Source organism: Streptomyces sp. NPDC002776 (assembly GCF_053592195.1).
This window is the reverse complement of record NZ_JBSFVG010000010.1, coordinates 271,619-295,831: the sequence shown is the minus strand read 5'-3', so window position 1 is coordinate 295,831 and position 24,213 is coordinate 271,619. Positions and strand designations below refer to the sequence as shown.

The window sequence follows — 24,213 nt, the reverse complement described above, 5'->3', positions numbered from 1 at the left end:
TACGAACCCTTTGGATCTATGGCCGCGCACCCGACCCGGCGCTAGGCCAGACTGTCCCGCCACGCCCGGTGCAGATCCGCGAACCGACCGGTGTCCGCGATGAGTTCGGCGGGCGAGCCGTCCTCGACGATCCGCCCGTGCTCCATGACCAGCACCCGGTCCGCGATCTCCACGGTGGACAGCCGGTGCGCGATCACCACCGCCGTACGCCCGTGCAGCACCGTCGCCATCGCGCTCTGCACCGCCCGCTCGCCGGGGATGTCCAGCGAGCTGGTCGCCTCGTCGAGGATCAGCACCGCGGGGTCGGCCAGCAATGCCCGCGCGAACGCCACCAGTTGGCGCTGACCGGCGGAGATACGGCCGCCCCGCTTGCGTACGTCGGTGTCGTAGCCGTCGGGCAGGACGCTGATGAACTCGTGCGCGCCGATCGCCTTCGCCGCCCGCTCGATGTCCTCCCGGCTCGCGTCCGGGCGCCCGAGGGCGATGTTCTCGGCGACCGTGCCGGAGAACAGGAACGCCTCCTGGGTCACCATCACCACCCCGCGCCGCAGTTCGGACAGGGACAGCTCGCGCAGATCGACCCCGTCCAGCAGCACCCGGCCGTCGGTGGGGTCGTAGAACCGGGCCAGCAGCTTCGCCAGCGTCGACTTGCCGGCGCCGGTCGAGCCGACCACCGCGACCGTCTGCCCGGCCGGAAGGGTGAGGTCGAAGGCGGGCAGCACTTCGCCGCCGGTGCGGTAGGCGAACCGCACCCCGTCGAAGACGACCTCGCGCCCCGGGTGCTCGGACTGAAGCGCCGGGAGCTGCCTGGGCGCCGGCGGTTCGGGGACGGACGGGACCTGGGCCAGCAGCCCCGCGATCTTCTCCAGGGAGGCGGCCGCCGACTGGTAGGAGTTCAGGAACATCCCGAGCCGGTCGATCGGGTCGTACAGCCGCCGCAGATACAGCACCGCGGCGGCCAGCACGCCGAGCGCCAGCGTGCCGCCCGCGACCCGGTGGGCGCCCCACAGCACGATCGCCGCGACGGCGGTGTTGGCCACCAGCCGCGAGCCCACCACGTACCGGGCCATCTCCAGCAGCGCGTCGCCGTTGATCCGCTCGTGCCGCTGGTTCAGTACGGCGAAGTCGGCGTCGTTGACGGCCTCGCGGCGGAACGCGCGCACCGGCCGGATGCCGTTCATCGTCTCCACGAACTTCACGATCACCGAGGCGATGGCCGTCGACCGCAGCCGGTACACCCGCCCGGCGCGCCGCTGGTAATTCCGCATGAGCAGGAACAGCGGCACGAAGGAGGCGACCGCGACCGCGCCGAGCCCGAGGTCCAGCCAGAGCAGCAGCGCCGAGATGTACACGAACGACAGGATCACGGTGACGAGTTCCTGCAGCCCCTCGCTCAGCAGCTCCCGCAGCGACTCCACGTCCGCGGTGGACCGGGAGATCAGGCGGCCGCTCGTGTAGCGCTCGTGGAAGTCGATGCTCAGCGCCTGCGCGTGCCGGAAGATCCGGCCGCGCAGATCCAGCAGCACGTCCTGGTTGACGCGGGCGGAGGCGATGACGAACGCGTACTGCAGGGCGCCGGAGACCGTCGCGCAGAGCAGGTAGCCCACGGCCACGGCGATCAGCGGGCCGTGGTCGCCCCCGCGGAACGCCGGCACCGCCCGGTCGAGGGCGTACGCCACCAGCAGCGGGCCCGCCTGCACGGCCGCCTGCTGGACGAGCAGCAGCAGCGTGGTGAGCGCCACCCGGGCCTTCATCGGCGTCAGCAGCGAACGCAGCAGTGCGCCGGTGGCGCCCGGGGGAGTGGGCAGGACGTCCCGGTCGAACGAGTCGCCGGTCTCCTCGGGCCGGTCCTTGGACGGGGCGGTGAGGGTGGGCGCGGTCATCCGGGTGCCTCCGCTCCGGACATCAGACGGGCGTACTCGGCGTTGCTGCGCAGCAGTTCGTGATGGGTGCCGACCGCGGTGATCCGGCCGCGGGACAGCAGCGCGACCCGGTCGGCGAGCAGCACGGTGGACGGCCGGTGCGCCACCACGATCGCGGTGGTCTGCGCGAGCACGTCCCGCAGCGCGGCCTCGACGGCGGCCTCGGTGTGCACGTCGAGCGCGGACAGCGGATCGTCCAGCACCAGGAACCGCGGCCGTCCGACGACGGCCCGGGCGAGCGCCAGCCGCTGCCGCTGCCCACCGGAGAGGCTGAGCCCCTGCTCGCCGACCTGGGTGTCGGTGCCCTGCGGCAGGGAGTGCACGAAAGAGGCCTGGGCGACGGCGAGCGCGCGGTCCAGCTCCGCGGCTCCCGCGGTGCCGTCGGTCCCCATCAGCACGTTCTCCCCGACGGAGGCGGAGAACAGGGTGGGTTCCTCGAAGGCGACGGCGACCTTGGAGCGCAGTTCCTCCCGGGACATGGCCCTGATGTCCTCGCCGTCCAGGGTGATCCGCCCGGAGGTGACCTCGTGCAACCGGGGCACGAGCGCGGTGAGGGTGGTCTTGCCGGAGCCGGTGGCACCGACGAGGGCCATGGACTCGCCGGGGCGGATGTGGAGGTCGATGCGGTCCAGGACGGGCGGGGAGTCGGGCGGGGCGTCGGGGTAGCGGAAGCAGACGCTCTCGAAGACCAGCCCCTCCGCCCCGGCCGCGACGCGCCCCGGCTCGGGCCGCTCCGCCGATTCCGGCGCCTCGTCGAGCACCTCGAAGTACCGCTCCGTGGCCGTCGCCGCCTCCTGGCTCATCGCCAGCAGGAACCCGATCGACTCCACGGGCCACCGCAGGGCGAGCGCCGTGGACAGGAACGCCACCAGCGTGCCCGCCGACAACTGCCCGTCCGCGACCTGCACGCACCCCACCACCAGCGCCGCCCCGACGGCCACCTCGGGCAGCGTCACGATCACCGCCCAGATCACCGCCAGCAGCCGCGCCTTGCGCAGCTCGGTCCCCCGCAGCGTCGACGACAGCTCCCGGAACGCCCGGGCCTGGCTGCGGTGCCGCCCGAACCCCTTGATGATCCGGATCCCGAGCACGCTCTCCTCGACGACGGTCGTCAGATCCCCGACCTGGTCCTGCGCCCGCCGCGCCACCTCGGCGTACCGCTTCTCGAAGACCACGCACATCACGATCACCGGCACGGCGGGCCCGAGGATCACCAGTCCCAGCGTCCAGTCCTGGAGCAGCATGAGGACCACGCCGACCAGGATGGTGACGCCGTTGACCAGCAGGAAGGTCAGCGGAAACGCGAGGAACATCCGCACCAGCATCAGATCGGTGGTCCCCCGCGACAGCAACTGCCCCGACGCCCACCGGTCGTGGAAGGCGACCGGCAGCCGCTGCAGATGCCGGTACAGGCCCGCCCGCATCTCCGCCTCGACATGCGACAGCGGCCGGGCCACCAGCCACCGCCGCAGCCCGAACAGCAGCGCCTCGGCGAGCCCGAGCAGCAGCAGGAACAGCGCCCCGAGCCACACCCCGGCCGGATCCCGCCCGGCGACCGGCCCGTCCACCATCCACTTCAGCACGAGCGGGATCACCAGGCCCGTGCACGAGGCGAGGATCGCCACGAACGCGGCGGTGAACAGCCGCGCCCGCACGGGGCGGACGTACGGCCACAGGCGCAGCAGGGTCCTGACGGCGGAGCGTTCCTCGGCGGGCGCGGGTGTCGTGGGCATCAGCAGCGAGCCTACGGATCGCCACTGACAACGCCCACCGAGTTTTGGCCCCTTGCGCGGGACCCGGCGCCTGTCACGCCACCCCCGTCAGGCCACCACCTTCAGCAGCAGCACCGCCCGCGCCGGCACCGTGATCGCCGTACCCGCCCGGTGGACCAGACCCGGCGCCGCGCCCTGCTCCTCGCGCGCGGTGTCGACGACCACCTCGTACTCCTCCGCCCACGGCGGCGCCGGCAGTACGAAGCTCACCGGCTGGTCTCCCGCGTGCAGCACCGCCAGGAAGCTGTCGTCGACGATCGGGGCGCCCCGCTCGTCCCGGCCCGGGATGTCCCGCCCGGAGAGGTACATGCCGAGCGTGGCGGCGGGCGCGTACCAGTCCCGTTCCGTCATCTCCGTCCCCCGCGCGGTGAACCAGGCCAGGTCCCGCAGCCCGTCCGCCGAGTGCGCGCGCCCGGAGAAGAAGGCCCGCCGGCGCAGCACGGGATGCCGGTGGCGCAGCTCGATCAGCCGGGAGGTCAGCTCGAACAGCGCCTTCCAGCCGGGGTCCTCCAGCAGCCCCCAGTCCAGCCAGCTGATCTCGTTGTCCTGGCAGTAGGCGTTGTTGTTGCCGCGCTGGGTGCGCCCCAGCTCGTCGCCCGCCACCAGCATCGGCACGCCCGTGGACAGCAGCAGGGTGGTCAGCAGGTTCCGCAGCTGCCGCCGCCTGAGCTCCCGTACCCCCTCCTCGTCCGTCTCGCCCTCCGCGCCGCAGTTCCAGGCCCGGTTGTCGTCCGTGCCGTCCCGGTTGCCCTCGCCGTTCGCCTCGTTGTGCTTGCGCTCGTAGGAGACGAGGTCGCGCAGCGTGAAGCCGTCGTGCGCGGTCACGAAGTTGACGGAGGCGTACGGCCGCCGTCCGCCCCACGCGTACAGGTCGCTCGACCCCGACAGCCGGTAGCCGAGATCCCGCACGTCCGGCAGCGCGCCCCGCCAGAAGTCCCGTACGGCGTTGCGGTAGCGGTCGTTCCACTCCGTCCACAGCGGGGGGAAGGCGCCCACCTGGTAGCCGCCGGAGCCCACGTCCCACGGTTCGGCGATCAGCTTCACCCGGCTCAGCAGGGGGTCCTGGGCGATGACGGCGAGGAACGGCGAGAGCATGTCGACGTCGTGCATCGAGCGGGCCAGCGCGGCGGCGAGGTCGAAGCGGAAGCCGTCGACGCCCATCTCGGTGACCCAGTAGCGCAGCGAGTCGGTGATCAGCCGCAGCACATGGGGCTGGACCACATGGAGGGTGTTGCCGCAGCCCGTGTAGTCGGCGTACCGGCGCGCGTCCGACTGCAAGCGGTAGTAGCCCCGGTTGTCGATGCCCTTCAGGGACAGGGTGGGGCCCAGCTCACCGGCCTCCGCGGTGTGGTTGTAGACCACGTCGAGGATGACCTCGATGCCGGCCTCGTGCAGCGACCGCACCATCCGCTTGAACTCGCCGACCTGCTGTCCCGTGGTCCCGGAGGCCGCGTACCCGGCGTGCGGGGCGAAGTAGCCGATGGAGTTGTAGCCCCAGTAGTTCTTCAGGCCGCGCCGCAGCAGATGGTCCTCGTGCGCGAACTGATGGACCGGCAGCAGCTCCACGGCCGTCACGCCCAGCTTGACCAGGTGCTCGATGGCCGCCGGGTGCGCGAGACCCGCGTACGTCCCGCGCAGTTCCTCGGGGATGCCCGGGTGCAGCCGGGTGAAGCCGCGCACGTGCACCTCGTAGATGACCGAGTCCGCCCAGGGCGTCTTCGGCCGCCGGTCGTCCGTCCAGTCGTCGTCGTCGTGCACGACGACGCCCTTGGGGACGTACGGCGCCGAGTCCCGGTCGTCCCGGACGGTGTCCGCGACCTGCTGCTGCGGCCAGTCCCGGACATGGCCGTACACCTCCGGCGGCAGCCCGAAGTCGCCGTCCACCGCGCGGGCGTACGGGTCGAGCAGCAGCTTCGCCGGGTTCCAGCGGGCGCCGGTCCAGGGGTCCCAGCGGCCGTGCACCCTAAAGCCGTACCGCTGGCCCGGCAGCACCCCGGGCACGAAGCCGTGCCAGATCTCGTGCGTCAGCTCGGTCAGCTTGGCCCGGGTCTCCTTGCCCGCGTCGTCGAACAGGCACAGCTCGACGGCCTCGGCACCGCCCGCCCACAGCGCGAAGTTGGTCCCGGCCACCCCGTCCGGGCCCACCCGGAAGCGGGCGCCCAGCGGAGTGGGCGCACCGGGCCACACGGGCATGCCCGGCGTCCGGCGCGGCGCACCGTTCAGTAGGAGGGCCCCCGGCCCTTCGGCGGCCCGCTCCTGAGCCACTGCCTCACGCTCGGCTGCGCTGCTGGACACCCTTGGCCTCCCACGGCTCGCTGGACGACGTGCAAACGGGCATGCAAGACCCCGGCAGCGGCTCCCCGTCGCGTCGTCCTCCCCACTGTTCTGCCCAGCGCTTGGCTCGCACTCACGTTTCCCCGGAGCGTGCCCGGTCGTTGGGCTCCTCGTGAGGCACGTACAAGGGCGCGCACGGCGCGCGGGGGCCGCACTGGCCGCCGTACTGACATGGGCAGGACTGCTGGCCGGAGCCGCCGGCTGCACGTCGGAGACGACCGGAGGGGCCGGCCTCGGCGGGCTCGGCAAACCCCGGGCACCCGAGGAGGTGATCCGTGTCTTCCCGGACGACGGCAGCCGGGGGGTGAAGCCCGACGCGAAGCTGCGGGTGGGGGTGCCCAGCGGGCGCCTGGAGTCGGTGCGGGTCGTCAAGTCGCAGGACGCGCAGGAGACCCCGGTCCCCGGGCAGATCTCCGCCGACGGACTGCGCTGGGAACCCGACGACCGGCACCTGGCGCTGGCCGCCCGCTACACCGTCGACGTGGTGGCGCTGGACGGCCACGGCCGCCGCTCCGCCCGGCACATCACCTTCACCACCCACGTCCCCGATGAGCGGTTCATCGGGTACGTCTCCCCGGAGAACCGCTCCACGGTCGGCACCGGAATGATCGTCTCCCTGGAGTTCAACCGGGAGATCGAGAACCGCGCCGCCGTGGAACGCGCCGTCCACGTCACCGCCCGCCCGGCCGTCGAGATCCGCCCGCACTGGTTCGGCAAGGGCCGCCTCGACTTCCGCCCCGAGCGGTACTGGAAGCCCGGCACCCAGGTCACCGTCTCCCTCAAGCTCCGTGACGTGGAGGGCGCGCCGGGGGTCTACGGCCTGCAGTACAAGACGTTCTCCTTCACCGTCGGCCGCCACCAGGTCTCCACCGTCGACGCGGCCGCGCACACCATGGAGGTCCGGCGCGACGGCGACCTGCTCGCCACCGTGCCGATCACGGCGGGCGCCCCGAAGACCACCACCTACAACGGCAAGATGGTCGTCACCGAGATGCTCGAGGTGACCCGGATGAACGGCGCCACGGTCGGCTTCACCGACGACGACGGCAAGGGCGAGTACGACATCCCGGACGTCCCGCACGCCATGCGGCTGACCGAGTCCGGCACCTTCCTGCACGGCAACTACTGGGCGCCGCACGCCTTCGGGAAGGTCAACGTCAGCCACGGCTGCGTGGGCCTGAGGGACGTCAAGGGCGGCGGCTCGGACACCCCGGCGGGCTGGTTCTTCGACCGGAGCCTGATCGGGGACGTGGTCGAGGTCGTCCGCAGCAAGGACAAGAAGGTCGCTCCCGACAACGGCCTGGGCGGCTGGAATATGGGCTGGAAGGACTGGAAGGCCGGAAGTGCGGTGAAGTAACAGGACAGGGGGGCCACTCGACGCACGTTTCCGTCGAAGTCGGTACTGAACTCGGTACGGAACGGTGACAATCCAGGGGCGCCGCGCCGGATGACCTTGTGGTTAATATGCGCCGAGCGCCTGGCAGACGCGCGGGGGCGGGGGCCTGACCAGGCCCGGCGAGGGGAGAGAAGGACTTGAACGTGCGACCGATATCGGGGGCGTCGGTTGACGCGCGCAGGAGGATCACGGCCGTGCTCGCCGGAGGTCTGCTGCTGGCCGTCACCGCGTGCGGTGGCGGCTCGGACTCGGGCTCCGGCGACGGCAAGGGCAAGGGCGGTGACTCCGGTGCCGCGCAGAGCGGGCCGTCGCAGGCCGTGGTCTCCATAGCCCCGAAGGACGGCGCCGAGTCCGTCGACACCAGCGGCGCCCTCAAGGTCAGCGCGAGCAAGGGCAAGCTCTCCGAAGTCGTCGTCAAGGACGGCAAGGGCGAGGCGATACCCGGGAAGATCACCGACGGGGGCGCGAGCTGGACGCCGTCCACCCACCTCGCCGCCGCCACGAAGTACACCGTCCACGCGGTCGCCAAGGACTCCGAGGGCCGCGAGGCCGCCGAGGACTCCAGCTTCACCACGCTCACCCCCGAGCACACCTTCCTCGGCACCTTCACCCCGGAGGACGGCTCCAAGGTCGGCGTGGGCATGCCCTTCTCGCTCCGCTTCGACCGGGGCATCACCAACCCGGACGACGTCGAGAAGGCCGTACGGATCAGGACCGAGCCCGCCGTGGACGTCCAGGGCCACTGGTTCGGCAACGACCGCCTCGACTTCCGCCCCGAGAAGTACTGGAAGGAAGGCACCAAGGTCACCGTCGACCTCGATCTCGACGGCGTCGAGGGCCGGGACGGCGTCTACGGCAAGCAGGACAAGACCGTCTCCTTCACCATCGGCCGCGACCAGGTCTCCGTCGTCGATGTGAAGACCAAGAAGATGAAGGTCATGCAGGACGGCAAGGTCGTCAAGACCCTCCCGGTCACCACCGGCAAGCCCGGTTACGACACCTGGAACGGCCAGATGGTCATCACCGAGAAGTTCGTCGAGACCCGGATGAACGGCGACACGGTCGGCTACGACGGCGAGTACGACATCGACGACGTCCCGCACGCCATGCGCCTGAGCCAGTCCGGCACCTTCATCCACGGCAACTACTGGGGCGGCGACGCCTTCGGCAACTACAACGCCAGCCACGGTTGCGTCGGCCTGCGCGATGTGAAGGGTGCCTGGGACAAGGGGACCCCGGCCGCCTGGTTCTTCAACCACTCCATGATCGGCGACGTCGTCGTCGTGAAGAACTCCGACGACGCGACCATCGCCCCGGACAACGGCCTCAACGGCTGGAACATGTCCTGGGAGGAGTGGACGAAGTAGCGGGGCCGGTCTTCTGCGCGAGGGTTAGTCACCGTTAACCTGCGGAGCATGACCGTGAATCTCGAAGTCGCCGACGGCGTGGGCACGCTCCGCCTGGACCGCCCCCCGATGAACGCGCTGGACGTCGCCACCCAGGACCGCCTCAAGGAATTCGCCGAGGAGGCGAGCCGCCGGGAGGATGTGCGCGCGGTGGTGATCTACGGCGGCGAGAAGGTGTTCGCGGCCGGCGCGGACATCAAGGAGATGCAGGCCATGGACCACACGGCCATGGTGCTGCGCTCCCGCGCCCTGCAGGACTCCTTCACCGCCGTGGCCCGGATCCCCAAGCCGGTGGTCGCGGCGGTCACCGGCTACGCCCTCGGCGGTGGCTGCGAGCTGGCCCTGTGCGCGGACTTCCGGATCGCCGCGGAGAACGCGAAGCTGGGCCAGCCCGAGATCCTGCTCGGTCTGATTCCGGGCGCGGGCGGCACCCAGCGGCTGTCCCGGCTGGTGGGCCCCTCCAAGGCGAAGGACCTCATCTTCACCGGCCGGATGGTCAAGGCGGACGAGGCGCTGACCATGGGTCTGGTGGACCGCGTGGTCCCCGCCGAGGAGGTGTACACCGCCGCGCACGCCTGGGCCGCGAAGCTCGCGCAGGGCCCGGCGATCGCGCTGCGCGCCGCGAAGGAGTCCATCGACACCGGCCTGGAGACGGACATCGACACCGGTCTGGCGGTGGAACGCAACTGGTTCGCGGGCCTGTTCGCCACGGCGGACCGGGAGACCGGGATGCGCAGCTTCGTGGAGGACGGCCCGGGGAAGGCCAAGTTCCTCTGATGTACTGCGCCGAATACCGCGGAACCTCTTGCAATTGACGCGATGTCTCATCCGGGTCCCTCGATGGGACGGTTTATGGGAGCCTTAACGCAGCCTTAAGCCTGTCGTGTCGAGGAGGCCCGTCGATTGCCGCCAGCAGATCCTTCGCCGCAGGTCAGAGGGGTCGTGAAGGGCTCCGAATTGCCTTTGGCATATGCCGATCGACCCTCGCGGAACAGTGGATTCCGGGGAGCGGATTCCGCAGGAACGGCTCCGGAAGGTGCTCTGGGCGGCCATGATGGTGGCATGGCGGGGCTGGAGGGCATGGAACAGCCGCGGGGACACGGCCGTGCGACCGCGGCGCGCTGGTCGCCGGCGGTCGAGGACGAACACGCCGTGAAGGCGCTGGAGTTGTTCGGCAACCCGACGGAGGCGGAAGTCCGGCTCGCGTCCCTCCCGGAATCCGCGGCGACCGCCCGCCGACTGGCCCAGGTGGTCGTCCTGCGTCAGTGGGGCCTGACGGCGAAGATGACGGAAGACGCGGTCTTACTCGTCTCGGAACTGGTGGGGAACGCGGTACGCCACACCGGGGCCCGGGTCTTCGGCCTCCGGATGCGCCGGCGCCGCGGCTGGATCCGTATCGAGGTCCGTGATCCGTCGCGGGGCCTGCCGTGTCTGATGCCGGTCCAGGAGCTGGACCTCAGCGGCCGGGGCCTGTTCTTGGTGGACAAACTGGCGGACCGCTGGGGAGTCGATCTGCTGCCCCGGGGCAAGACGACCTGGTTCGAGATGAGGGTCGCGGACCGCTGACGTAAGGGTGGCGGAGGCGAAATACCCGAAATTCACCCGTAACCCCCTTAAATAGGGCGGGTGACCCAGACCGATCGCCGGACGGTCCTCCAAGCAGCCGCCGGCCTAGTCACCGCGGCGGCCCTCACGGCCGCCTGCACCGCCCCCACCGGCGCCCTCGCCCCCCGCAGCGCGCCCCGGCCCCTCACCGCCCCCACCCCCCGCCGCATCCCGGGCCACCCCGCCCACCTCACCCACGGCCCCCGGCACCGCCTCCGGGTGGCCCTCACCTTCCACGGCAACGGCGATCCTCGCACCGCCGAAGCCGTCCTGCGGGCCGCCGAACGGCAGGGCGCCCACCTCACGATCCTGGCCGTGGGCAGCTGGCTGGACGCCAACCCCCGGCTCGCCCGCCGCATCCTCGACGCCGGCCACGACCTCGGCAACCACACCCAGCGCCACCTCGACATCAACGCGATGCCGGAGGCGGAGGCCCGCGCCGAGATCACCGACTGCGCCGCACGCCTGCGACGCCTCACCGGCTCCATCGGCACCTGGTTCCGCCCCTCCCGCGCGGCCCGGGCCTCCCCCCGGGTCGCCCGCCTGGCCCGCGAGGCCGGCTACCCCCAGGTCCTCTCCTACGACGTCGACTCCCTCGACTTCACCGGCCCCGGGCCCGCCGCCCTCACCCGCACCCTCGCCACTGGGATCCGCCCCGGCTCGATCGTGAGCCTGCACTTCGGCTACGACGACACCGTCGCCGCCCTCCCCGCCGTACTCGACGACCTCGACCGCCGCGGACTGACCGCCGTCACCACCACGGAGCTGTTCAGCTGATGCACCACCACCTTGTGAAGGCCACCCTGATCGCGGGCGCCGCCCTCGCCACGCTCGCCGCCTGCGGCACCGAGACCCGGGAGCGGACCGAGGCCGCCGGCACCGGGGCCGCCGTCCCCGCCCCGCCGAAGCAGAGACCCGTCCAGGGGCTGCCCGGGATGCCCCCGGTGCTGGACCCGCAGGACGTCTACGCCGCAGACCGCCCCAACAAGCTCTCCCCGGTGGTGAAGGACTTCCCGAGCCGGGTCTACGTCCCCAACACCGAGTCCGACACGGTCTCCGTCATCGACCCCAAGACGTACGAGATCATCGACACGATTCCGGTCGGCCGCCAGCCCCAGCACGTCGTGCCCTCCTGGGACATGAAGACGCTGTGGGTCAACAACAACCGCGGCCACACGCTCACCCCCATCGACCCGAAGACCGGCAAGGCGGGCAAGGAGGTGGAGGTGCACGACCCGTACAACCTCTACTTCACACCCAACGGCAAGTACGCCGTGGTCATGGCCTCCCTCGACCGTGAGCTGGTCTTCCGCGACCCGCACACCATGAAGGAGGTCAAGACCGAGCCGGTCAGCTGCTACGGCGTCAACCACGCCGACTTCTCGGCCGACGGCAAGTACTTCATCGTCTCCTGCGAGTTCAGCGGTGAGCTGCTGAAGGTCGACACCGAGAAGATGAAGGTGATCGGGCAGCAGAAGCTCCCCTTCACCGGCGCCATGCCGCAGGACGTCAAGATCTCCCCGGACGGCAAGAAGTTCTACATCGCCGACATGATGGCCGACGGCATGTGGGTGCTGGACGGCAAGACCTTCGGCAAGCCGAAGCTGCTGCCCACCGGCAAGGGCTGCCACGGCCTGTACATCAGCCGCGACTCGCGCGAGATGTACGTCTCCAACCGCGGTGAGGGGTCGGTGTCCGTCTTCGACTTCGCCCGGAACAAGCTCACCAAGAAGTGGCATCTGCCCGACGGCGGGAGCCCCGACATGGGCGGGGTCTCGGCGGACGGCAAGGTCCTGTGGCTGTCGGGACGTTACGACGGCGAGGTGTACGCCATCGACACCCGCACCGGCGCCCAGCTCGCCCGCATCCCGGTCGGCAGCGGCCCGCACGGGCTCGCGGTGTACCCGCAGCCGGGCCGCTACTCGCTCGGCCACACCGGCATCTTCCGCTGACACGCCGCCTTGCGGGTGAACGTCCACCACGCGCCGCCGCGGAACCGGAATCGTGCTCTCCATGATCACGCCTTCCCTGCGGCGGCGCGCCGCGTCCGTCGTCCTGTCCCTGGCCGCGGTGTTCGCCACCACCGCGGCCACCGCGCCCGCGAACACCCCCGCTCCGGCGGACTGTCCCGTCCAGTTCGACGACCCGGTCAAGGCCGCCGCCGACCGCCGCGTCGACGTCGGCCGCATCACCCCCGAGCCGGTCTGGCGCACGGCCTGCGGCACCCTCTACCGCGCCGACAGCCGCGGCCCCTCGACCGTCTTCGAGGAGGGCTTCAAGCCCAAGGACGTCATGAACGGCCAGTACGACATCAAGCAGTACGTCCTCGTCAACCAGCCCTCGCCGTACGTGTCCACGACCTACGACCACGACCTGTACAAGAAGTGGTGGAAGTCCGGCTGGAACTACTACATCGACGCTCCCGGCGGCATCGACGTCAACAGGACCATCGGCGACACCCACAAATGGGCCGACCAGGTCGAGGTGGCCTTCCCCGGCGGCATCGACCGGAAGTACATCATCGGCGTCTGCCCGGTGAACAAGACGACCAAGGTCGAGATCATGAGCGGCTGCGAGAGCAACCCGCACTACGAGTCCTGGCACTGAGCAGCAGCTCCGAGCCGACGGGACGGTAACCGGCCGCCTGGAACGCCCGCATGCTGCGGGCGTTCCCCGCGGAGATCTGCGCCCACACCGGCTCACCACCGCTCAACTGCCGCGCACAGCGGGCCAGTTCCCGCCCCAGCCCCCGATGCCGTACGTCGTCCCCCACCTCGACCGCCACCTCCAGCCGCCCCGCCACCCCGCGCCCGAGGACCAGCACACCGCCCTGCGCGGCCCACACCCGCACCTCGTCGCGCCGCCCGCGGGAACTCGCCACCCTCGGATGGCCGGGGTCGTTGATCCCGGTCAGGGGCAGCGCCGGCTCACCCGGCAGGGCGGAGGCCACCGTCATCACGTCGATCGTGTCGCTGCCGCGTCCCGTGCGGTCCATGAGGGCCGCGAGGAACCGTGCGTTCATGGTCGCGGCGAGGGCGTCGCAGTCGAGGGCGCGCAGGGTCGCGTACACCCAGTCCGGATCCTCGTCGGTCGCGATCACGGAGTGCGCGGTGAAGGCGAACACCCCCGCGTCCCGGGGAGAGGGCTGGGGGACCACCGTCGTGCCGCCGTCCGGGGCCGGGAAGATGCCGTGGGCCGCCGCGTCGAATATGTCCCGCAATGTCTCCATCACCGTGCTCCTCGACTCTTCGCACACCGGGCGCCGCGGTGCGGGCTCGGCGTGCCGGTTAATCTGACCTTCGTCAGTAGGACAGCAGGACCTGGCAAGGTACGACGAAGGGGCGGATCGGTGGCGGACATCGACGAGGCACGCAAGCAGTTCGAGCGGATCGACACGGACGGTGACGGCTTCATCACCGCGGCCGAGTTCAAGACCGCTATGGCCCAGGGCGGCGACTGGAACGTCACCGAGTCCGTCGCGGAGGCCGTCATCAAGTCCCGCGACCTCAACGGCGACAAGCTGCTGTCGTTCGACGAGTTCTGGTCCTACGTGGGCAAGTGACGCGTGCGGCAAGGGGGGCGCGCCCGCTGGGCCGCCCCTTTTTCCGTCCGCTTCAGCAGCCCCGGCTTGTCCGTCCGCTTCACGAGACCCTGCGCCGGTACTGTCCCGGCGCCACTCCGAACTCCCGCTTGAACGCCTTGGCGAACGCGAACTCCGAGGTGTAGCCGGCGCGTTGGGCGACCAGTCGGAGCGGGGCGCCGTCCTCGCGCAGCAGCCGCCCCGCCGTCGTCATGCGCCACCAGGTCAGATACGTCAGCGGCGGCGTCCCCACCAGGGCCGTGAACCGGCGGGCGAAGGCCGCGCGGGACAGGCCGCCGCGGGCGCCGAGTTCCGCCACCGTCCAGGGGTGGGACGGGTCGCCGTGGATGGCGCGCAGGGCCGCCGTGACCGCCGGGTCGGCGAGGGCGGCCGCCCAGCCCGTGGGGTGCCCGTCGGCCCGTGCCTCCCCCTGCCACCAGGCGCGCAGGAGGTACAGCAGCAGGGTGTCCAGCAGCGAGGTCACGATGGTGTCCGAGCCCGGCCGCGGCTCCGCCAGTTCCGCGCCCAGCAGTTCCACCGCCGCCCGCAGCGAACGGTGCGTGCCGACGCGGGCGGGCAGATGCACCACCTCCGGCAGCTCGGTGAGCAGGGGGTGGGCGCGGGAGCGGTCCAGCAGATAGGCGCCGCACAGCATGACCGTGGTCGGCGGGCCCGACCCGACCGGATCGGGCGGCAGTTCGGGCCAGGTGCCGTCGTCCTGGAGTCGCACCTCCCGCATCGGTACGTCCAGGGCGCTGGCCACCCCGTGTCCGCACCCGCTCGCCAGGAACACCACGTCCCCCGGCCCGAGTTCGACCGGTTCGCTCTCGGCGGGGACCAGCCAGGCCGATCCTCTGAGCAGTACGTGGAACCCGGCGCCGGCCGAGGCCTCGAAGCGCAGGCCCCAGGGCCCGTACATGTCGTTGCGCGAGGAGTGCGGTCGCCCGGTGCGCATGGCGGCGACCGCGTCGCTGAGGACATCCATGTCCGTACGGTAGCCCTCCGGTCAAGGGGTGAGACGAACGGACATGAAGGGAGGACCGGCGGACATGGATCGTCTCCGGCACCGCCCGTACCGTCGATGCCATGCCAACGACCGCACGCACCGTGCTCTTTCACGACCTCGGCGGACCCGACGTCCTGACGATCGAGGACGCGGCCGTCCCCGATCCCGGCCCGGGTGAAGTCGCCCTGCGCGTGGAGGCGCTGGGCCTCAACCGCGCCGAAGCCCTTTTCCGCGCCGGGACTTACTACTACCAGCCCACACTTCCCGCCTCCCGCCTCGGCTACGAGGCCTCCGCCGTCGTCGAGGCGGTCGGCGAGGGCGTCACCGAACTCGCCGTCGGTGACCTGGTGATGACCGGCCCCGGTATCGAGATGAGCGCCCAGGGCGTGTACGCCGAGCGGCTCGTCCTGCCCGGGTCCGCCGTCGTCCGGCGCCCCGCCTCCGTCGACGCGGTGACCGGGGCCGCCGCCTGGATGACGTACAGCACCGCCTACGGGGCCCTGCTGGAGACCGCCGGGCTCAAGCCCGGGGACCATGTGCTCGTCACCGGCGCCTCCAGCGGCGTGGGCACGGCCGCCGTCCAGGTCGCCCGGCGCATCGGTGCGATCCCGATCGCCACCACCCGGACCGAGGCCAAGCGCCAGCAGCTGCTCGACGTGGGGGCGGCCGAGGTGATCGTCACCGGGGATGCCGTAGGGGACGCGGTCGCCGCGGAGGTCAAGCAGCTCACCGGCGGCCGGGGCGTCGAGGTGGTCTTCGACGGGATCGGCGGCCCGGGCTTCGGCGCCCTGGCCTCCTCGCTCGTGCCCGGCGGATGCGTCGTGCTCTACGGCTGGCTGGACGGCCGTCCCGCCGAGATCCCCTTCAACTGGCCCTTCACGATCCACACGTACGCCAACATGGCCTTCACCGACACGGGCGACGGCCGCCGCCGCGCCACCGCCTTCGTCGACGCCGGTCTCGCCGACGGCGGCTTCCGGCCGGTCGTGGCGGAGGTCTTCGAGGGGCTCGACACCATCCAGGACGCCCACCGTCTGATGGAGTCGAACCGGCATACCGGCAAGATCGTCGTACGGCTCTGAGAGCGGCGGTCCACCGAGGAATAGCCGCAACGGCCGCGAGGTTGACGCCCGACAGCAGAAGAATGCACGTGCATTTACCTTGGGAAGGGCTGACATGAAGATCGGCATCATCGGCGCGGGTCAGATCGGCGGCAACCTCACCCGGCGGCTGACCGCCCTCGGCCACGAGGTCTCCGTCGCCAACTCGCGCGGGCCGCACACCCTCGATGAACTGGCCACGGAGACCGGGGCGAGGGCGGTCCGGGTGGAGGAGGCCGCGCGCGGCGCCGAGATCGTCGTGATCACCATCCCGGTCAAGGCCGTACCGGACCTGCCGGCGGGCCTGCTCGCCGAGGTGGCGGAGGGCGTCGCCGTCATCGACACCGGGAACTACTACCCGAAGCAGCGGGACGGGAGGATCGCCGGGATCGAGGACGAGGGCCTGACGGAGAGCCGCTGGACGGAACGGCAGATCGGCCACCCGGTGATCAAGGCGTTCAACGGCACCTACGCCCAGGACCTCCTGGACCGCCACCGCCCGGCCGGCGACCCCGACCGGATGGCCCTGCCGGTGGCCGGCGACGACGAGGCGGCGAAGGCGAAGGTCCGCGCCCTGATCGACGAACTCGGCTACGACACGGTCGACTCGGGCGGGATCGACGACTCCTGGCGCCAGCAGCCCGACACCCCCGTCTACGGTCTGCGGGCCGGCGTCGAGGAGGTCGCCAAGGCCCTGGCGGAAGCGTCCCCGCACCGCAAGCCGGAGTTCCGGGCCTGAGCCGTCGCTCGGCGGCGACGACCCCCTCTGATCACACCTCGTCGGCCCACTCGCGCAGCGCCGCCCTGCTCGCGAAGTCGGCGACGTTCCGGTCCAGGGGGTCGTCGGTGTACTGGTGGAAGCGCCACTTCGCCTTGATGCGGGGCTTGCCCGCGGTGACGTAGTCGGCGATCCACAGGCCGTCGCCGGCGTAGGAGGTGCGGTCGATGTTGAGCCAGAAATTCCGGTTGCAGTACAGCACGACCGGGTTGTTCGGCCGCAGCTCCTTCACCTTGCGGATGAACAGGTCCTTCTCCGCGTTGGACGCGTGGGTGCCGTCGCTGGTGGTCTCCCAGTCGACGGCGAGGATGTCGCCCGCCTTCTCCGGGGCGTGCTTGACGAAGTACTGCGCCTGGGCCGTGAGGTTGCCCGGCCACAGGAAGTGGTAGAAGCCGACCACCAGTCCCGCCTCGCGGGCACGCTTGGTCTGGGCCGCCAGTTTGGGGTTGACGTACGAACGCCCCTCCGTCGCCTTGACGAAGACGAAGGAGAGGCCGTCCGTGTCATAGGCCGACGACTGGTACGAGCTGACGTCAATGCCGCGAAGCATCGTGGACTCCCTGAAGTGTGCGTGGGGGGACGGGAGTTGTTGATGCCCCGGTTGCCGGGCCTTGACCCTTGGTCTCGGACCGCTGGCCCCGCACGGCCGCGGGGACGAACCGTCGCTCAGGCCGCCGACACCAGTCGTGCCGCCACGGATCGCGCGGTCTCCAGCGCGCCGGCGCGGTCCGCGCCGGGCTGGCCGAGCACCACCCGGGTGCTCAACCCGTCGAGCAGGGCCAGCAGTACGGAGGCCACGGCCGCGGTGTCGAGTCCGGCGGCGAAACGGCCCTGCTGCACGCCCTTGGCGAGGAGTGACTCGAGGTCCTCCTGCCAGCTGACGTCGATCTCGGCCTGCGCCGCGCGCAACTGCTCGTTCGCCCCCGTCCGCGCCCACAGCTCGATCCAGAGGGTCCAGCGCGGGTCCCGCGGGCCGACGGGAAGGTAGAGCTCCAGGAAGAGGGCGAGTTTGCGCTCGACGGTGACCCGGCGCGCCAGCAGGGCCCGCCGCTCCTCGGCCAGCACGTTCTCGCTCCAGCGCAGCGCCTCCAGCAGCAGTCGGTCCTTGTTGCCGAAGTAGTAGAGGATGTGCCCGCCGCTGGTGCCGAGGCGCTTGGCCAGGGCGGACATGGTGAGCGTCGCCAGCCCGTCCTCGGCGATGGCCGCCATCGCCTCCTTCAGCATCCGTTCCCGGGCGTCGTGCCCATCGCGTCGTCGCGCAGTCGTCGCCACGTCGCCCCTCCTCTTCGCTACGGCTGGAGACGACCTTAGCCGCCGTTTTCCGCAGAGGTCTTGACGGCAGCGCCTCCGTCCGCGCATCTTGAATGCCGTTCTAACTTCTAGAACGGCATTCAAACCAGCGTGGCCGTCCGGTGACGCGCGGGGACGAGAGGTGGGCCGTATGGCTCAGCAGGACGCGGGTGTGGCACCAGCCGACGGGAACGCCTCCACCGACCAGGTCTTCCAGGTGGAGAAGCACGGCATCGACCCCATCCCCGTGGCGGAGCGCCACGGCAGCGCGAAAGATCTGTTCTGGCTCTGGTTCGGTTCCAACCTCACGTTCACGTACGTCATCAACGGCGCCCTGGCCGTGGCCTTCGGCCTGTCCTTCTGGCAGGCAACCTTCGTCGTCGTCGCCGGTGGCCTGGCGTTCTTCGCGATCAGCGCGGCGGGCCTGAGCGGCGTTCGCACCGGAACCGCCACCCTCGTCGTCTCCCGCGCGGCGTTCGGCGTACGCGGCAACTGGCCGGCCGGGATGCTCAACTGGGTGGTCAGCATCGGCTACACCATCGTGAACACGGTCGTCGGCGTGCTCGCTCTGGAAGCCTTCTTCGCCGACCTCGGATGGGCGTCGAACGACGCCGGACGGGCTCTGGCGCTCCTGATCACGCTGGCGCTGACGTTCGCGGTCACGCTCTGGGGGCACGCCACGGTCCAGTTCGCCGAGCGCTGGATCGCGTACGTCCTCGCCGCAGGCTTCGCCGTGCTCCTCGTCTTCCTGCTGCCCGGCACCGAGACCGGCGCCACCACGGCCGCCGCGCCCGGTGCCGCCGGATGGAGCCTGGCCTTCGTCGTGATGCTGGCCGGGCCGTTCAGCTACGTCCCCATGCCGGCCGACTACACCCGCTATCTGCCGACCACGACCTCGCTGCGGTCGCTGACCTGGTACGGGGCCCTGGGAGGCTTCGTCTCGTCCGTCGCCCTGGGCGTGGCCGGGGTGGCCGCAGCCACCCAGACGGACATGACCGACGCCGTGGCGGGCACGGAGGCACTGCTGCCGGGCTGGTTCCAGCCGCTCTTCCTCGCCCTCGTCCTCGGCGGCTCCGTGACCAACTCGATCATCACGCTCTACTCGTCGAGCCTGAACCTCCAGGTCCTCGGCGTCCCCTGGAGCCGCTCCCAGGCCATCCTCATCAGCGCGGCCGTCACAGCCGCGGGATCGCTCTACGCGCTCTTCCTCACCGACTTCACCAGCTCGCTGCTGTCCTTCCTCTCCCTGCTGATCATCGTGTTCGCGCCCTGGGGCGGCGTGTTCCTCGCGGACATGCTGATGCGCCGCTGCCGCTACGACGCACCGGCTCTGCACGCGGGACGGGACGGCGGCTACTGGTACCGGTCCGGCCACCACCCCGCCGGTATGGCAGCCCTCCTCGCGGGCATGGCCTTCGCCGCGCTCACCTGCGACTCGGAACTGTGGACCGGGCCGCTGGTGGCCCCGCTGGGCGGAGCCGACCTGACCCTCCTCGGCTCCCTCGTCTCCGGCGGCGGGTACTGGGTCCTCGCCCGGCGCACGGTCGTCCCGCACCCCTCCCTCGGCTGAGCCGCAGCCGCGCGCCGCGCACTCCGCTTCGCGCGGAAGCCTCCACACCCGAATCACCGCACCACCACTGGAGTTCCCTCACATGCCCCTGGCCTCACACCCCGCAGACCTTCTCGTGCGCAACGCCCGGATCCACACCGTCGACCCGGCGCTCCCCGAAGCGCAGGCCCTGGCGGTGTCCGGCGGCCGGATCGCCTGGCTCGGCTCCGACGCCGACGCCGCGGAATGGACCGGACCGCGCACACAGGTGATCGACGCCGCGGGGAAGCTGGTCCTGCCAGGGTTCATCGACGCGCACAACCACGTCCGGCTCGGCTCCGACGACGCCTGCGTGCAGCTCGCCGGCGCCGCCACGCTCGACGAGGTCCACGCCCGCATCCGCGCCTGGCACACGGCCGGCCCCGACGCGCCGTGGATCGAGGCGGAAGCCTTCGACTACTCGGCGATCCCCGGCGGTCGCATGCCCAGTGCCGCCGACCTCGATCCGGTCACGGGTGACGTGCCCGCCTTCGTCCTGAGCTACGACGTGCACACCGCGTGGGTGAACACCGCCGCCCTGCGGCGGCTCGGCATCGACCGGGACCACACCCATCTGCCCTTCGGGGAGGCGGTCACCGACCCTGCCACGGGCGAACCGACCGGCTTCATCAGGGACTTCGCCGTCAAGGGCCTCTCCCGAGACGGTCACCGTGCCCTGCGGGAACTCGGCCTGCCCTGGGCCTCGGCCGACCGCCAGTACGGACGGCTCACCGCATCCCTGGACGACGCCATCGCCTTCGGCATCACCACCGTCGTCGAACCGCAGAACTCGCTCGACGACCTCGCGCTGTTCGACCGCGCCCGCGCCGAGGGCAGGCTCAGGTCCCGGATCGTCGCGGCACTGTTCCATCCGCGTGGCACCACGGACGCCGACCTCGACGACTTCGCCGCCGCCGCACGCAGGTACGCGGACGACCGGCTGCACGTCGGCCCCCTCAAGCTCTACATCGACGACGTCGTCGAACCACGAACGGCGGCCCTTCTCGAACCGTACGCGGGCTGCCGCCACCACCGCGGCGACACCTTCTACCCGCCCGAGGAGTTCGCGGCCCTGCTGGCGAAGCTGGACGCGCGCGGCTTCCAGTGCTTCGTGCACGCGACCGGCGACCGCGGCATCAGGACCGTCCTGGACGCCGTCGAACACACCCGCACGGTCAACGGGCCGCGAGACGCCCGGCATCAGGTGGTCCACGTCGAGTGCCTCGACCCCGCGGACACACCGCGCTTCGCCGAACTCGGCGTCGTCGCGTGCATGCAGCCACGCCACGCCGCCCCGGAGATCGCGGGTCCCGGGAAGGACTGGGCCGAGAACGTCGGTGCCGGACGCTGGCACAAGGCGTGGCCGCTGCGCAGCCTGCACGACGCAGGCGCCGTACTCGCTCTCTCCAGCGACTGGAACGTGGCCGAGATGGACCCGATGGTCGGCATCTACACCGCCGTCACACGGCGTCCGCTGGGTGGCGGAGAGCCCTGGATGCCCGAGGAGACGATCAGCGTGGAGACCGCGGTCCACGGCTACACGATGGGCTCCGCGTACGCCAATTTCCTGGAACACGACCGGGGGTCACTGACGGTGGGGAAAGCGGCCGACTTCGTGATCCTCTCCCGGGACATCCTGCGCTCGGCGCCGGAGGACATACCGGGCACCGTCGCGGAGACCGTGGTGGTCGGCGGCCGGGTCGAGCACGGGTGATCTGCCTCGTGGCCAGGACGAACCCTCAGCATTCGATGATGTTGACCGCCAGCCCGCCCCGCGCCGTCTCCTTGTACTTCACGCTCATGTCGGCGCCGGTGTCCTTCATGGTCTTGATGACCTTGTCCAGGGACACCTTGTGCGAGCCGTCGCCGCGCATCGCCATCTTCGCCGCCGTGACCGCCTTCACCGCGGCCATGCCGTTGCGCTCGATGCACGGGATCTGGACCAGGCCGCCGACCGGGTCGCAGGTCAGGCCCAGGTTGTGCTCCATGCCGATCTCGGCCGCGTTCTCCACCTGCTCCGGGGAGCCGCCCAGCACCTCCGCGAGGGCTCCCGCCGCCATCGAGCAGGCCGAGCCCACCTCGCCCTGGCAGCCGACCTCGGCGCCGGAGATGGAGGCGTTCTCCTTGAAGAGCATGCCGATCGCGCCGGCGGCGAGCAGGAACCGGACCACGCCGTCCTCGTCCGCGCCCGGCACGAAGTTGATGTAGTAGTGCAGGACCGAGGGGATGATGCCCGCGGCGCCGTTCGTCGGGGCCGTGACCACCCGCCCGCCCGCCGCGTTCTCCTCGTTCACCGCCATCGCGTAGAGCGTGAGCCACTCCATCGCGTGCGCCAGCGGGTCCCCCTCGGCCCGCAGCTGGCGCGCCGACACCGCGGCCCTGCGGCGCACCCGCAGCCCGCCCGGCAGGATCCCCTCCCGGGACATGCCGCGCGCCACGCACGCCTGCATCACCCGCCAGATCTCCAGCAGGCCCGCGCGGATCTCCTCCTCCGTGCGCCAGGCCCGCTCGTTCTCCAGCATCAGCGAGGAGATCGAAAGACCCGTCTCCTTCGTCAGCCGCAGCAGCTCGTCACCGGTGCGGAAGGGGTACTTCAGCACCGTGTCGTCGAGCTTGATCCGGTCGGCGCCCACCGCCTCCTCGTCCACGACGAAGCCGCCGCCGACCGAGTAGTACGTCTTCGCGATCAGCTCGGCGCCCTGGGCGTCGTACGCCCGGATCGTCATGCCGTTCGCGTGGTACGGCAGCGCCTCGCGCCGGTGCAGCACCAGGTCGTCGTCGAAGGAGAACGCGATCTCGTGCTCGCCCAGCAGCGACAGCCGCCCCGTGGACTTGATCGACTCGACCCGCTCGTCCGCGCCCTCCACGTCCACCGTGCGCGGCGAGGCCCCCTCCAGCCCGAGCAGCACCGCCTTCGGCGTGCCGTGGCCGTGCCCGGTCGCGCCCAGGGAGCCGTACAGCTCGCAGCGGACCGAGGTGACGCCCTCCAGCAGCCCTTCGTTGCGCACGCGGCGGGCGAACATGCGGGCCGCACGCATCGGGCCGACCGTGTGGGAGCTCGACGGGCCGATGCCGATCGAGAACAGGTCGAAGACCGAGATGGCCACGGGAACTCCTCCAAAAAAGGGTGGGGGCACACGTCCTCGGGTGCCCCCACCAGGGAACTACTACTTGCTCAGGCCGGGGTACAGCGGGTGCTTGTCGGCCAGGGCCCGGACCCGGGCCTTCAGCGCCTCCGCGTCGTAGGACGGCTTCAGCGCCTGTGCGATCACGTCCGCGACCTCGGCGAAGTCCTCGGCGGTGAAGCCGCGGGTGGCCAGGGCGGGCGTGCCGATCCGCAGACCGGAGGTGACCATCGGCGGACGCGGGTCGTTCGGGACGGCGTTGCGGTTGACCGTGATCCCGACCTCGTGGAGGCGGTCCTCGGCCTGCTGTCCGTCCAGCTCGGACTCGCGCAGGTCCACCAGGAGCAGGTGGACGTCGGTGCCGCCGGACAGGACGTTGACCCCGGCCCCGCGGGCGTCGGCCGCCGTGAGCCGCTCGGCGAGGATGCGCGCTCCCTCCACCGTACGCCGCTGCCGCTCCTTGAAGTCCTCCGAGGCGGCGACCTTGAAGGAGACCGCCTTGGCCGCGATCACGTGCTCCAGGGGACCGCCCTGGAAGCCGGGGAAGACGGCGGAGTTCAGCTTCTTCGCGAACTCCTTGCCCCGGGCGAGGATGATGCCGCCGCGCGGACCGCCCAGGGTCTTGTGGGTGGTGGAGGTCACGACATCGGCGTACGGCACCGGGTTCGGGTGCAGCCCCGCGGCCACCAGGCCGGCGAAGTGCGCCATGTCGACCCACAGGTACGCCTCGACCTCGTCGGCGATCCGGCGGAACTCCGCGAAGTCCAGCTGGCGCGGGTACGCCGACCAGCCGGCGATGATCACCTTGGGGCGGTGCTCCTTGGCGAGCCGCTCGACCTCGGCCATGTCGACCAGACCGGCGTCGTCGACGTGGTAGGCGACCACGTTGAACTGCTTGCCGGAGAAGTTCAGCCGCATCCCGTGGGTCAGATGGCCGCCGTGGGCCAGGTCCAGACCGAGGATGGTGTCGCCGGGCTGGGCCAGCGCGAACAGCGCGGCCTGGTTGGCGGAGGCACCGGAGTGCGGCTGGACGTTGGCGTACTCGGCGCCGAACAGCTCCTTGACCCGGTCGATGGCGATCTGCTCGGCCACGTCGACGTGCTCGCAGCCGCCGTAGTAGCGGCGGCCCGGGTAGCCCTCGGCGTACTTGTTGGTGAGGACCGAGCCCTGGGCCTCCATGACCGCGACCGGCGCGAAGTTCTCGGAGGCGATCATCTCCAGGGTGGACTGCTGGCGGTGCAGCTCGGCGTCGAGCGCGGCGGCCACGTCCGGGTCGAGCTCGTGCAGGGGCGTGTTCAGGACGGACATGCG

Annotated in this window: 21 protein-coding genes; 12 read left to right on the top strand and 9 right to left on the bottom strand. The window is 71.1% G+C overall.

The window, feature by feature from the left end; genetic code table 11:
* Positions 1–41 precede the first annotated feature (41 nt).
* The 3 genes from ACWD11_RS21970 to glgX form a co-directional block, all read right to left on the bottom strand.
* Positions 42–1,883 (bottom strand): ABC transporter ATP-binding protein, encoded by a 1,842-nt coding sequence (locus ACWD11_RS21970; protein WP_451284873.1) that lies wholly within the window; start codon positions 1,881–1,883, stop codon positions 42–44.
* On the bottom strand, positions 1,880–3,655 hold the full coding sequence (locus ACWD11_RS21965; protein ID WP_451284871.1) for an ABC transporter ATP-binding protein: 1,776 nt from the start codon (positions 3,653–3,655) through the stop codon (positions 1,880–1,882). The genes ACWD11_RS21970 and ACWD11_RS21965 overlap by 4 nt, the downstream gene beginning before the upstream one ends.
* 87 nt (positions 3,656–3,742) lie before the next feature.
* Positions 3,743–5,989: a glycogen debranching protein GlgX gene (gene glgX, locus ACWD11_RS21960; protein ID WP_389414859.1), complete on the bottom strand. Its 2,247-nt coding sequence runs from the start codon at positions 5,987–5,989 to the stop codon at positions 3,743–3,745.
* 151 nt (positions 5,990–6,140) lie between these two features.
* On the opposite strand from glgX, the gene ACWD11_RS21955 reads away from it, so the two are divergent.
* The 7 genes from ACWD11_RS21955 (at position 6,141) to ACWD11_RS21925 (ending at position 13,042) form a co-directional block, all read left to right on the top strand.
* Positions 6,141–7,385: an Ig-like domain-containing protein gene (locus ACWD11_RS21955; RefSeq protein WP_451284868.1), complete on the top strand. Its 1,245-nt coding sequence runs from the start codon at positions 6,141–6,143 to the stop codon at positions 7,383–7,385.
* A 176-nt stretch (positions 7,386–7,561) separates the two neighbouring features.
* Complete coding sequence (locus ACWD11_RS21950) at positions 7,562–8,791, top strand: L,D-transpeptidase (RefSeq protein ID WP_389414857.1); 1,230 nt, start codon at positions 7,562–7,564, stop codon at positions 8,789–8,791.
* Positions 8,792–8,839: 48 nt separating this feature from the next.
* The gene (locus ACWD11_RS21945; protein ID WP_451284866.1) at positions 8,840–9,607 is read left to right on the top strand and encodes an enoyl-CoA hydratase/isomerase family protein; all 768 of its coding nucleotides are present in this window, start codon (positions 8,840–8,842) and stop codon (positions 9,605–9,607) included.
* 285 nt (positions 9,608–9,892) lie between these two features.
* Positions 9,893–10,396 carry an ATP-binding protein gene (locus ACWD11_RS21940; RefSeq protein WP_389414855.1) on the top strand — a complete coding sequence of 168 codons (504 nt, stop codon included), beginning with the start codon at positions 9,893–9,895 and terminating at the stop codon, positions 10,394–10,396.
* 60 nt (positions 10,397–10,456) lie between these two features.
* Positions 10,457–11,212 carry a polysaccharide deacetylase family protein gene (locus ACWD11_RS21935; RefSeq protein ID WP_451284864.1) on the top strand — a complete coding sequence of 252 codons (756 nt, stop codon included), beginning with the start codon at positions 10,457–10,459 and terminating at the stop codon, positions 11,210–11,212.
* Positions 11,212–12,387 carry a YVTN family beta-propeller repeat protein gene (locus tag ACWD11_RS21930; protein WP_389414853.1) on the top strand — a complete coding sequence of 392 codons (1,176 nt, stop codon included), beginning with the start codon at positions 11,212–11,214 and terminating at the stop codon, positions 12,385–12,387. Before ACWD11_RS21935 ends, ACWD11_RS21930 begins: the two co-directional genes overlap by 1 nt.
* Positions 12,388–12,448: 61 nt before the next feature.
* Positions 12,449–13,042, top strand: coding sequence for an ADP-ribosyltransferase (locus ACWD11_RS21925; RefSeq protein WP_451284862.1), 594 nt, complete (start codon positions 12,449–12,451; stop codon positions 13,040–13,042).
* On the opposite strand, the gene ACWD11_RS21920 is transcribed toward ACWD11_RS21925, so the two are convergent.
* Positions 12,996–13,664, bottom strand: coding sequence for a GNAT family N-acetyltransferase (locus ACWD11_RS21920; RefSeq protein WP_451284860.1), 669 nt, complete (start codon positions 13,662–13,664; stop codon positions 12,996–12,998). The two genes, ACWD11_RS21925 and ACWD11_RS21920, sit on opposite strands and share 47 nt — an antisense overlap.
* Positions 13,665–13,784: 120 nt before the next feature.
* On the opposite strand from ACWD11_RS21920, the gene ACWD11_RS21915 reads away from it, so the two are divergent.
* Complete coding sequence (locus tag ACWD11_RS21915) at positions 13,785–13,997, top strand: EF-hand domain-containing protein (protein WP_389414850.1); 213 nt, start codon at positions 13,785–13,787, stop codon at positions 13,995–13,997.
* Between the two features lie 79 nt (positions 13,998–14,076).
* Here the strand turns inward: ACWD11_RS21915 and ACWD11_RS21910 are convergent, their stop codons facing one another.
* Positions 14,077–15,000, bottom strand: a complete 924-nt coding sequence (locus ACWD11_RS21910) for an AraC family transcriptional regulator (protein WP_389414849.1) — start codon at positions 14,998–15,000, stop codon at positions 14,077–14,079.
* Between the two features lie 101 nt (positions 15,001–15,101).
* On the opposite strand from ACWD11_RS21910, the gene ACWD11_RS21905 reads away from it, so the two are divergent.
* Positions 15,102–16,103, top strand: coding sequence for a zinc-dependent alcohol dehydrogenase family protein (locus ACWD11_RS21905; protein WP_451284858.1), 1,002 nt, complete (start codon positions 15,102–15,104; stop codon positions 16,101–16,103).
* Complete coding sequence (locus ACWD11_RS21900; protein WP_451284885.1) at positions 16,075–16,860, top strand: NADPH-dependent F420 reductase; 786 nt, start codon at positions 16,075–16,077, stop codon at positions 16,858–16,860. Before ACWD11_RS21905 ends, ACWD11_RS21900 begins: the two co-directional genes overlap by 29 nt.
* A 31-nt stretch (positions 16,861–16,891) precedes the next feature.
* On the opposite strand, the gene ACWD11_RS21895 is transcribed toward ACWD11_RS21900, so the two are convergent.
* Together ACWD11_RS21895 and ACWD11_RS21890 are read right to left on the bottom strand one after the other, a co-directional pair.
* On the bottom strand, positions 16,892–17,449 hold the full coding sequence (locus tag ACWD11_RS21895) for a glycoside hydrolase family 25 protein (protein ID WP_389414847.1): 558 nt from the start codon (positions 17,447–17,449) through the stop codon (positions 16,892–16,894).
* Positions 17,450–17,565: 116 nt separating this feature from the next.
* A complete protein-coding gene (locus ACWD11_RS21890) occupies positions 17,566–18,171 on the bottom strand; it encodes a TetR/AcrR family transcriptional regulator (RefSeq protein WP_389414846.1) in 606 nt (201 codons plus the stop codon).
* 169 nt (positions 18,172–18,340) lie between these two features.
* On the opposite strand from ACWD11_RS21890, the gene ACWD11_RS21885 reads away from it, so the two are divergent.
* Together ACWD11_RS21885 and ACWD11_RS21880 are read left to right on the top strand one after the other, a co-directional pair.
* Positions 18,341–19,759: a purine-cytosine permease family protein gene (locus ACWD11_RS21885; protein WP_451284855.1), complete on the top strand. Its 1,419-nt coding sequence runs from the start codon at positions 18,341–18,343 to the stop codon at positions 19,757–19,759.
* Positions 19,760–19,841: 82 nt separating this feature from the next.
* Positions 19,842–21,491, top strand: coding sequence for an amidohydrolase (locus tag ACWD11_RS21880; RefSeq protein WP_451284853.1), 1,650 nt, complete (start codon positions 19,842–19,844; stop codon positions 21,489–21,491).
* A 25-nt stretch (positions 21,492–21,516) separates the two neighbouring features.
* Here the strand turns inward: ACWD11_RS21880 and ACWD11_RS21875 are convergent, their stop codons facing one another.
* The gene (locus ACWD11_RS21875) at positions 21,517–22,884 is read right to left on the bottom strand and encodes an L-serine ammonia-lyase (RefSeq protein WP_389414843.1); all 1,368 of its coding nucleotides are present in this window, start codon (positions 22,882–22,884) and stop codon (positions 21,517–21,519) included.
* A gap of 60 nt (positions 22,885–22,944) precedes the next feature.
* A complete protein-coding gene (glyA, locus tag ACWD11_RS21870) occupies positions 22,945–24,210 on the bottom strand; it encodes a serine hydroxymethyltransferase (RefSeq protein ID WP_451284851.1) in 1,266 nt (421 codons plus the stop codon).
* Between the last annotated feature and the right edge of the window lie 3 nt (positions 24,211–24,213).

Excerpts from the sequence above, each read along its gene's own strand:
- ACWD11_RS21970 (WP_451284873.1), bottom strand. The coding sequence starts at position 1,883 with ATGACCGCGCCCACCCTCACCGCCCCGTCCAAGGACCGGCCCGAGGAG.
- ACWD11_RS21965 (WP_451284871.1), bottom strand. The coding sequence starts at position 3,655 with ATGCCCACGACACCCGCGCCCGCCGAGGAACGCTCCGCCGTCAGGACC.
- ACWD11_RS21945 (WP_451284866.1), top strand. The coding sequence starts at position 8,840 with ATGACCGTGAATCTCGAAGTCGCCGACGGCGTGGGCACGCTCCGCCTG.
- ACWD11_RS21940 (WP_389414855.1), top strand. The coding sequence starts at position 9,893 with ATGGCGGGGCTGGAGGGCATGGAACAGCCGCGGGGACACGGCCGTGCG.
- ACWD11_RS21930 (WP_389414853.1), top strand. The coding sequence starts at position 11,212 with ATGCACCACCACCTTGTGAAGGCCACCCTGATCGCGGGCGCCGCCCTC.
- ACWD11_RS21925 (WP_451284862.1), top strand. The coding sequence starts at position 12,449 with ATGATCACGCCTTCCCTGCGGCGGCGCGCCGCGTCCGTCGTCCTGTCC.
- ACWD11_RS21920 (WP_451284860.1), bottom strand. The coding sequence starts at position 13,664 with ATGGAGACATTGCGGGACATATTCGACGCGGCGGCCCACGGCATCTTC.
- ACWD11_RS21910 (WP_389414849.1), bottom strand. The coding sequence starts at position 15,000 with ATGGATGTCCTCAGCGACGCGGTCGCCGCCATGCGCACCGGGCGACCG.
- ACWD11_RS21905 (WP_451284858.1), top strand. The coding sequence starts at position 15,102 with ATGCCAACGACCGCACGCACCGTGCTCTTTCACGACCTCGGCGGACCC.
- ACWD11_RS21895 (WP_389414847.1), bottom strand. The coding sequence starts at position 17,449 with ATGCTTCGCGGCATTGACGTCAGCTCGTACCAGTCGTCGGCCTATGAC.
- ACWD11_RS21885 (WP_451284855.1), top strand. The coding sequence starts at position 18,341 with ATGGCTCAGCAGGACGCGGGTGTGGCACCAGCCGACGGGAACGCCTCC.
- ACWD11_RS21880 (WP_451284853.1), top strand. The coding sequence starts at position 19,842 with ATGCCCCTGGCCTCACACCCCGCAGACCTTCTCGTGCGCAACGCCCGG.
- glyA (WP_451284851.1), bottom strand. The coding sequence starts at position 24,210 with ATGTCCGTCCTGAACACGCCCCTGCACGAGCTCGACCCGGACGTGGCC.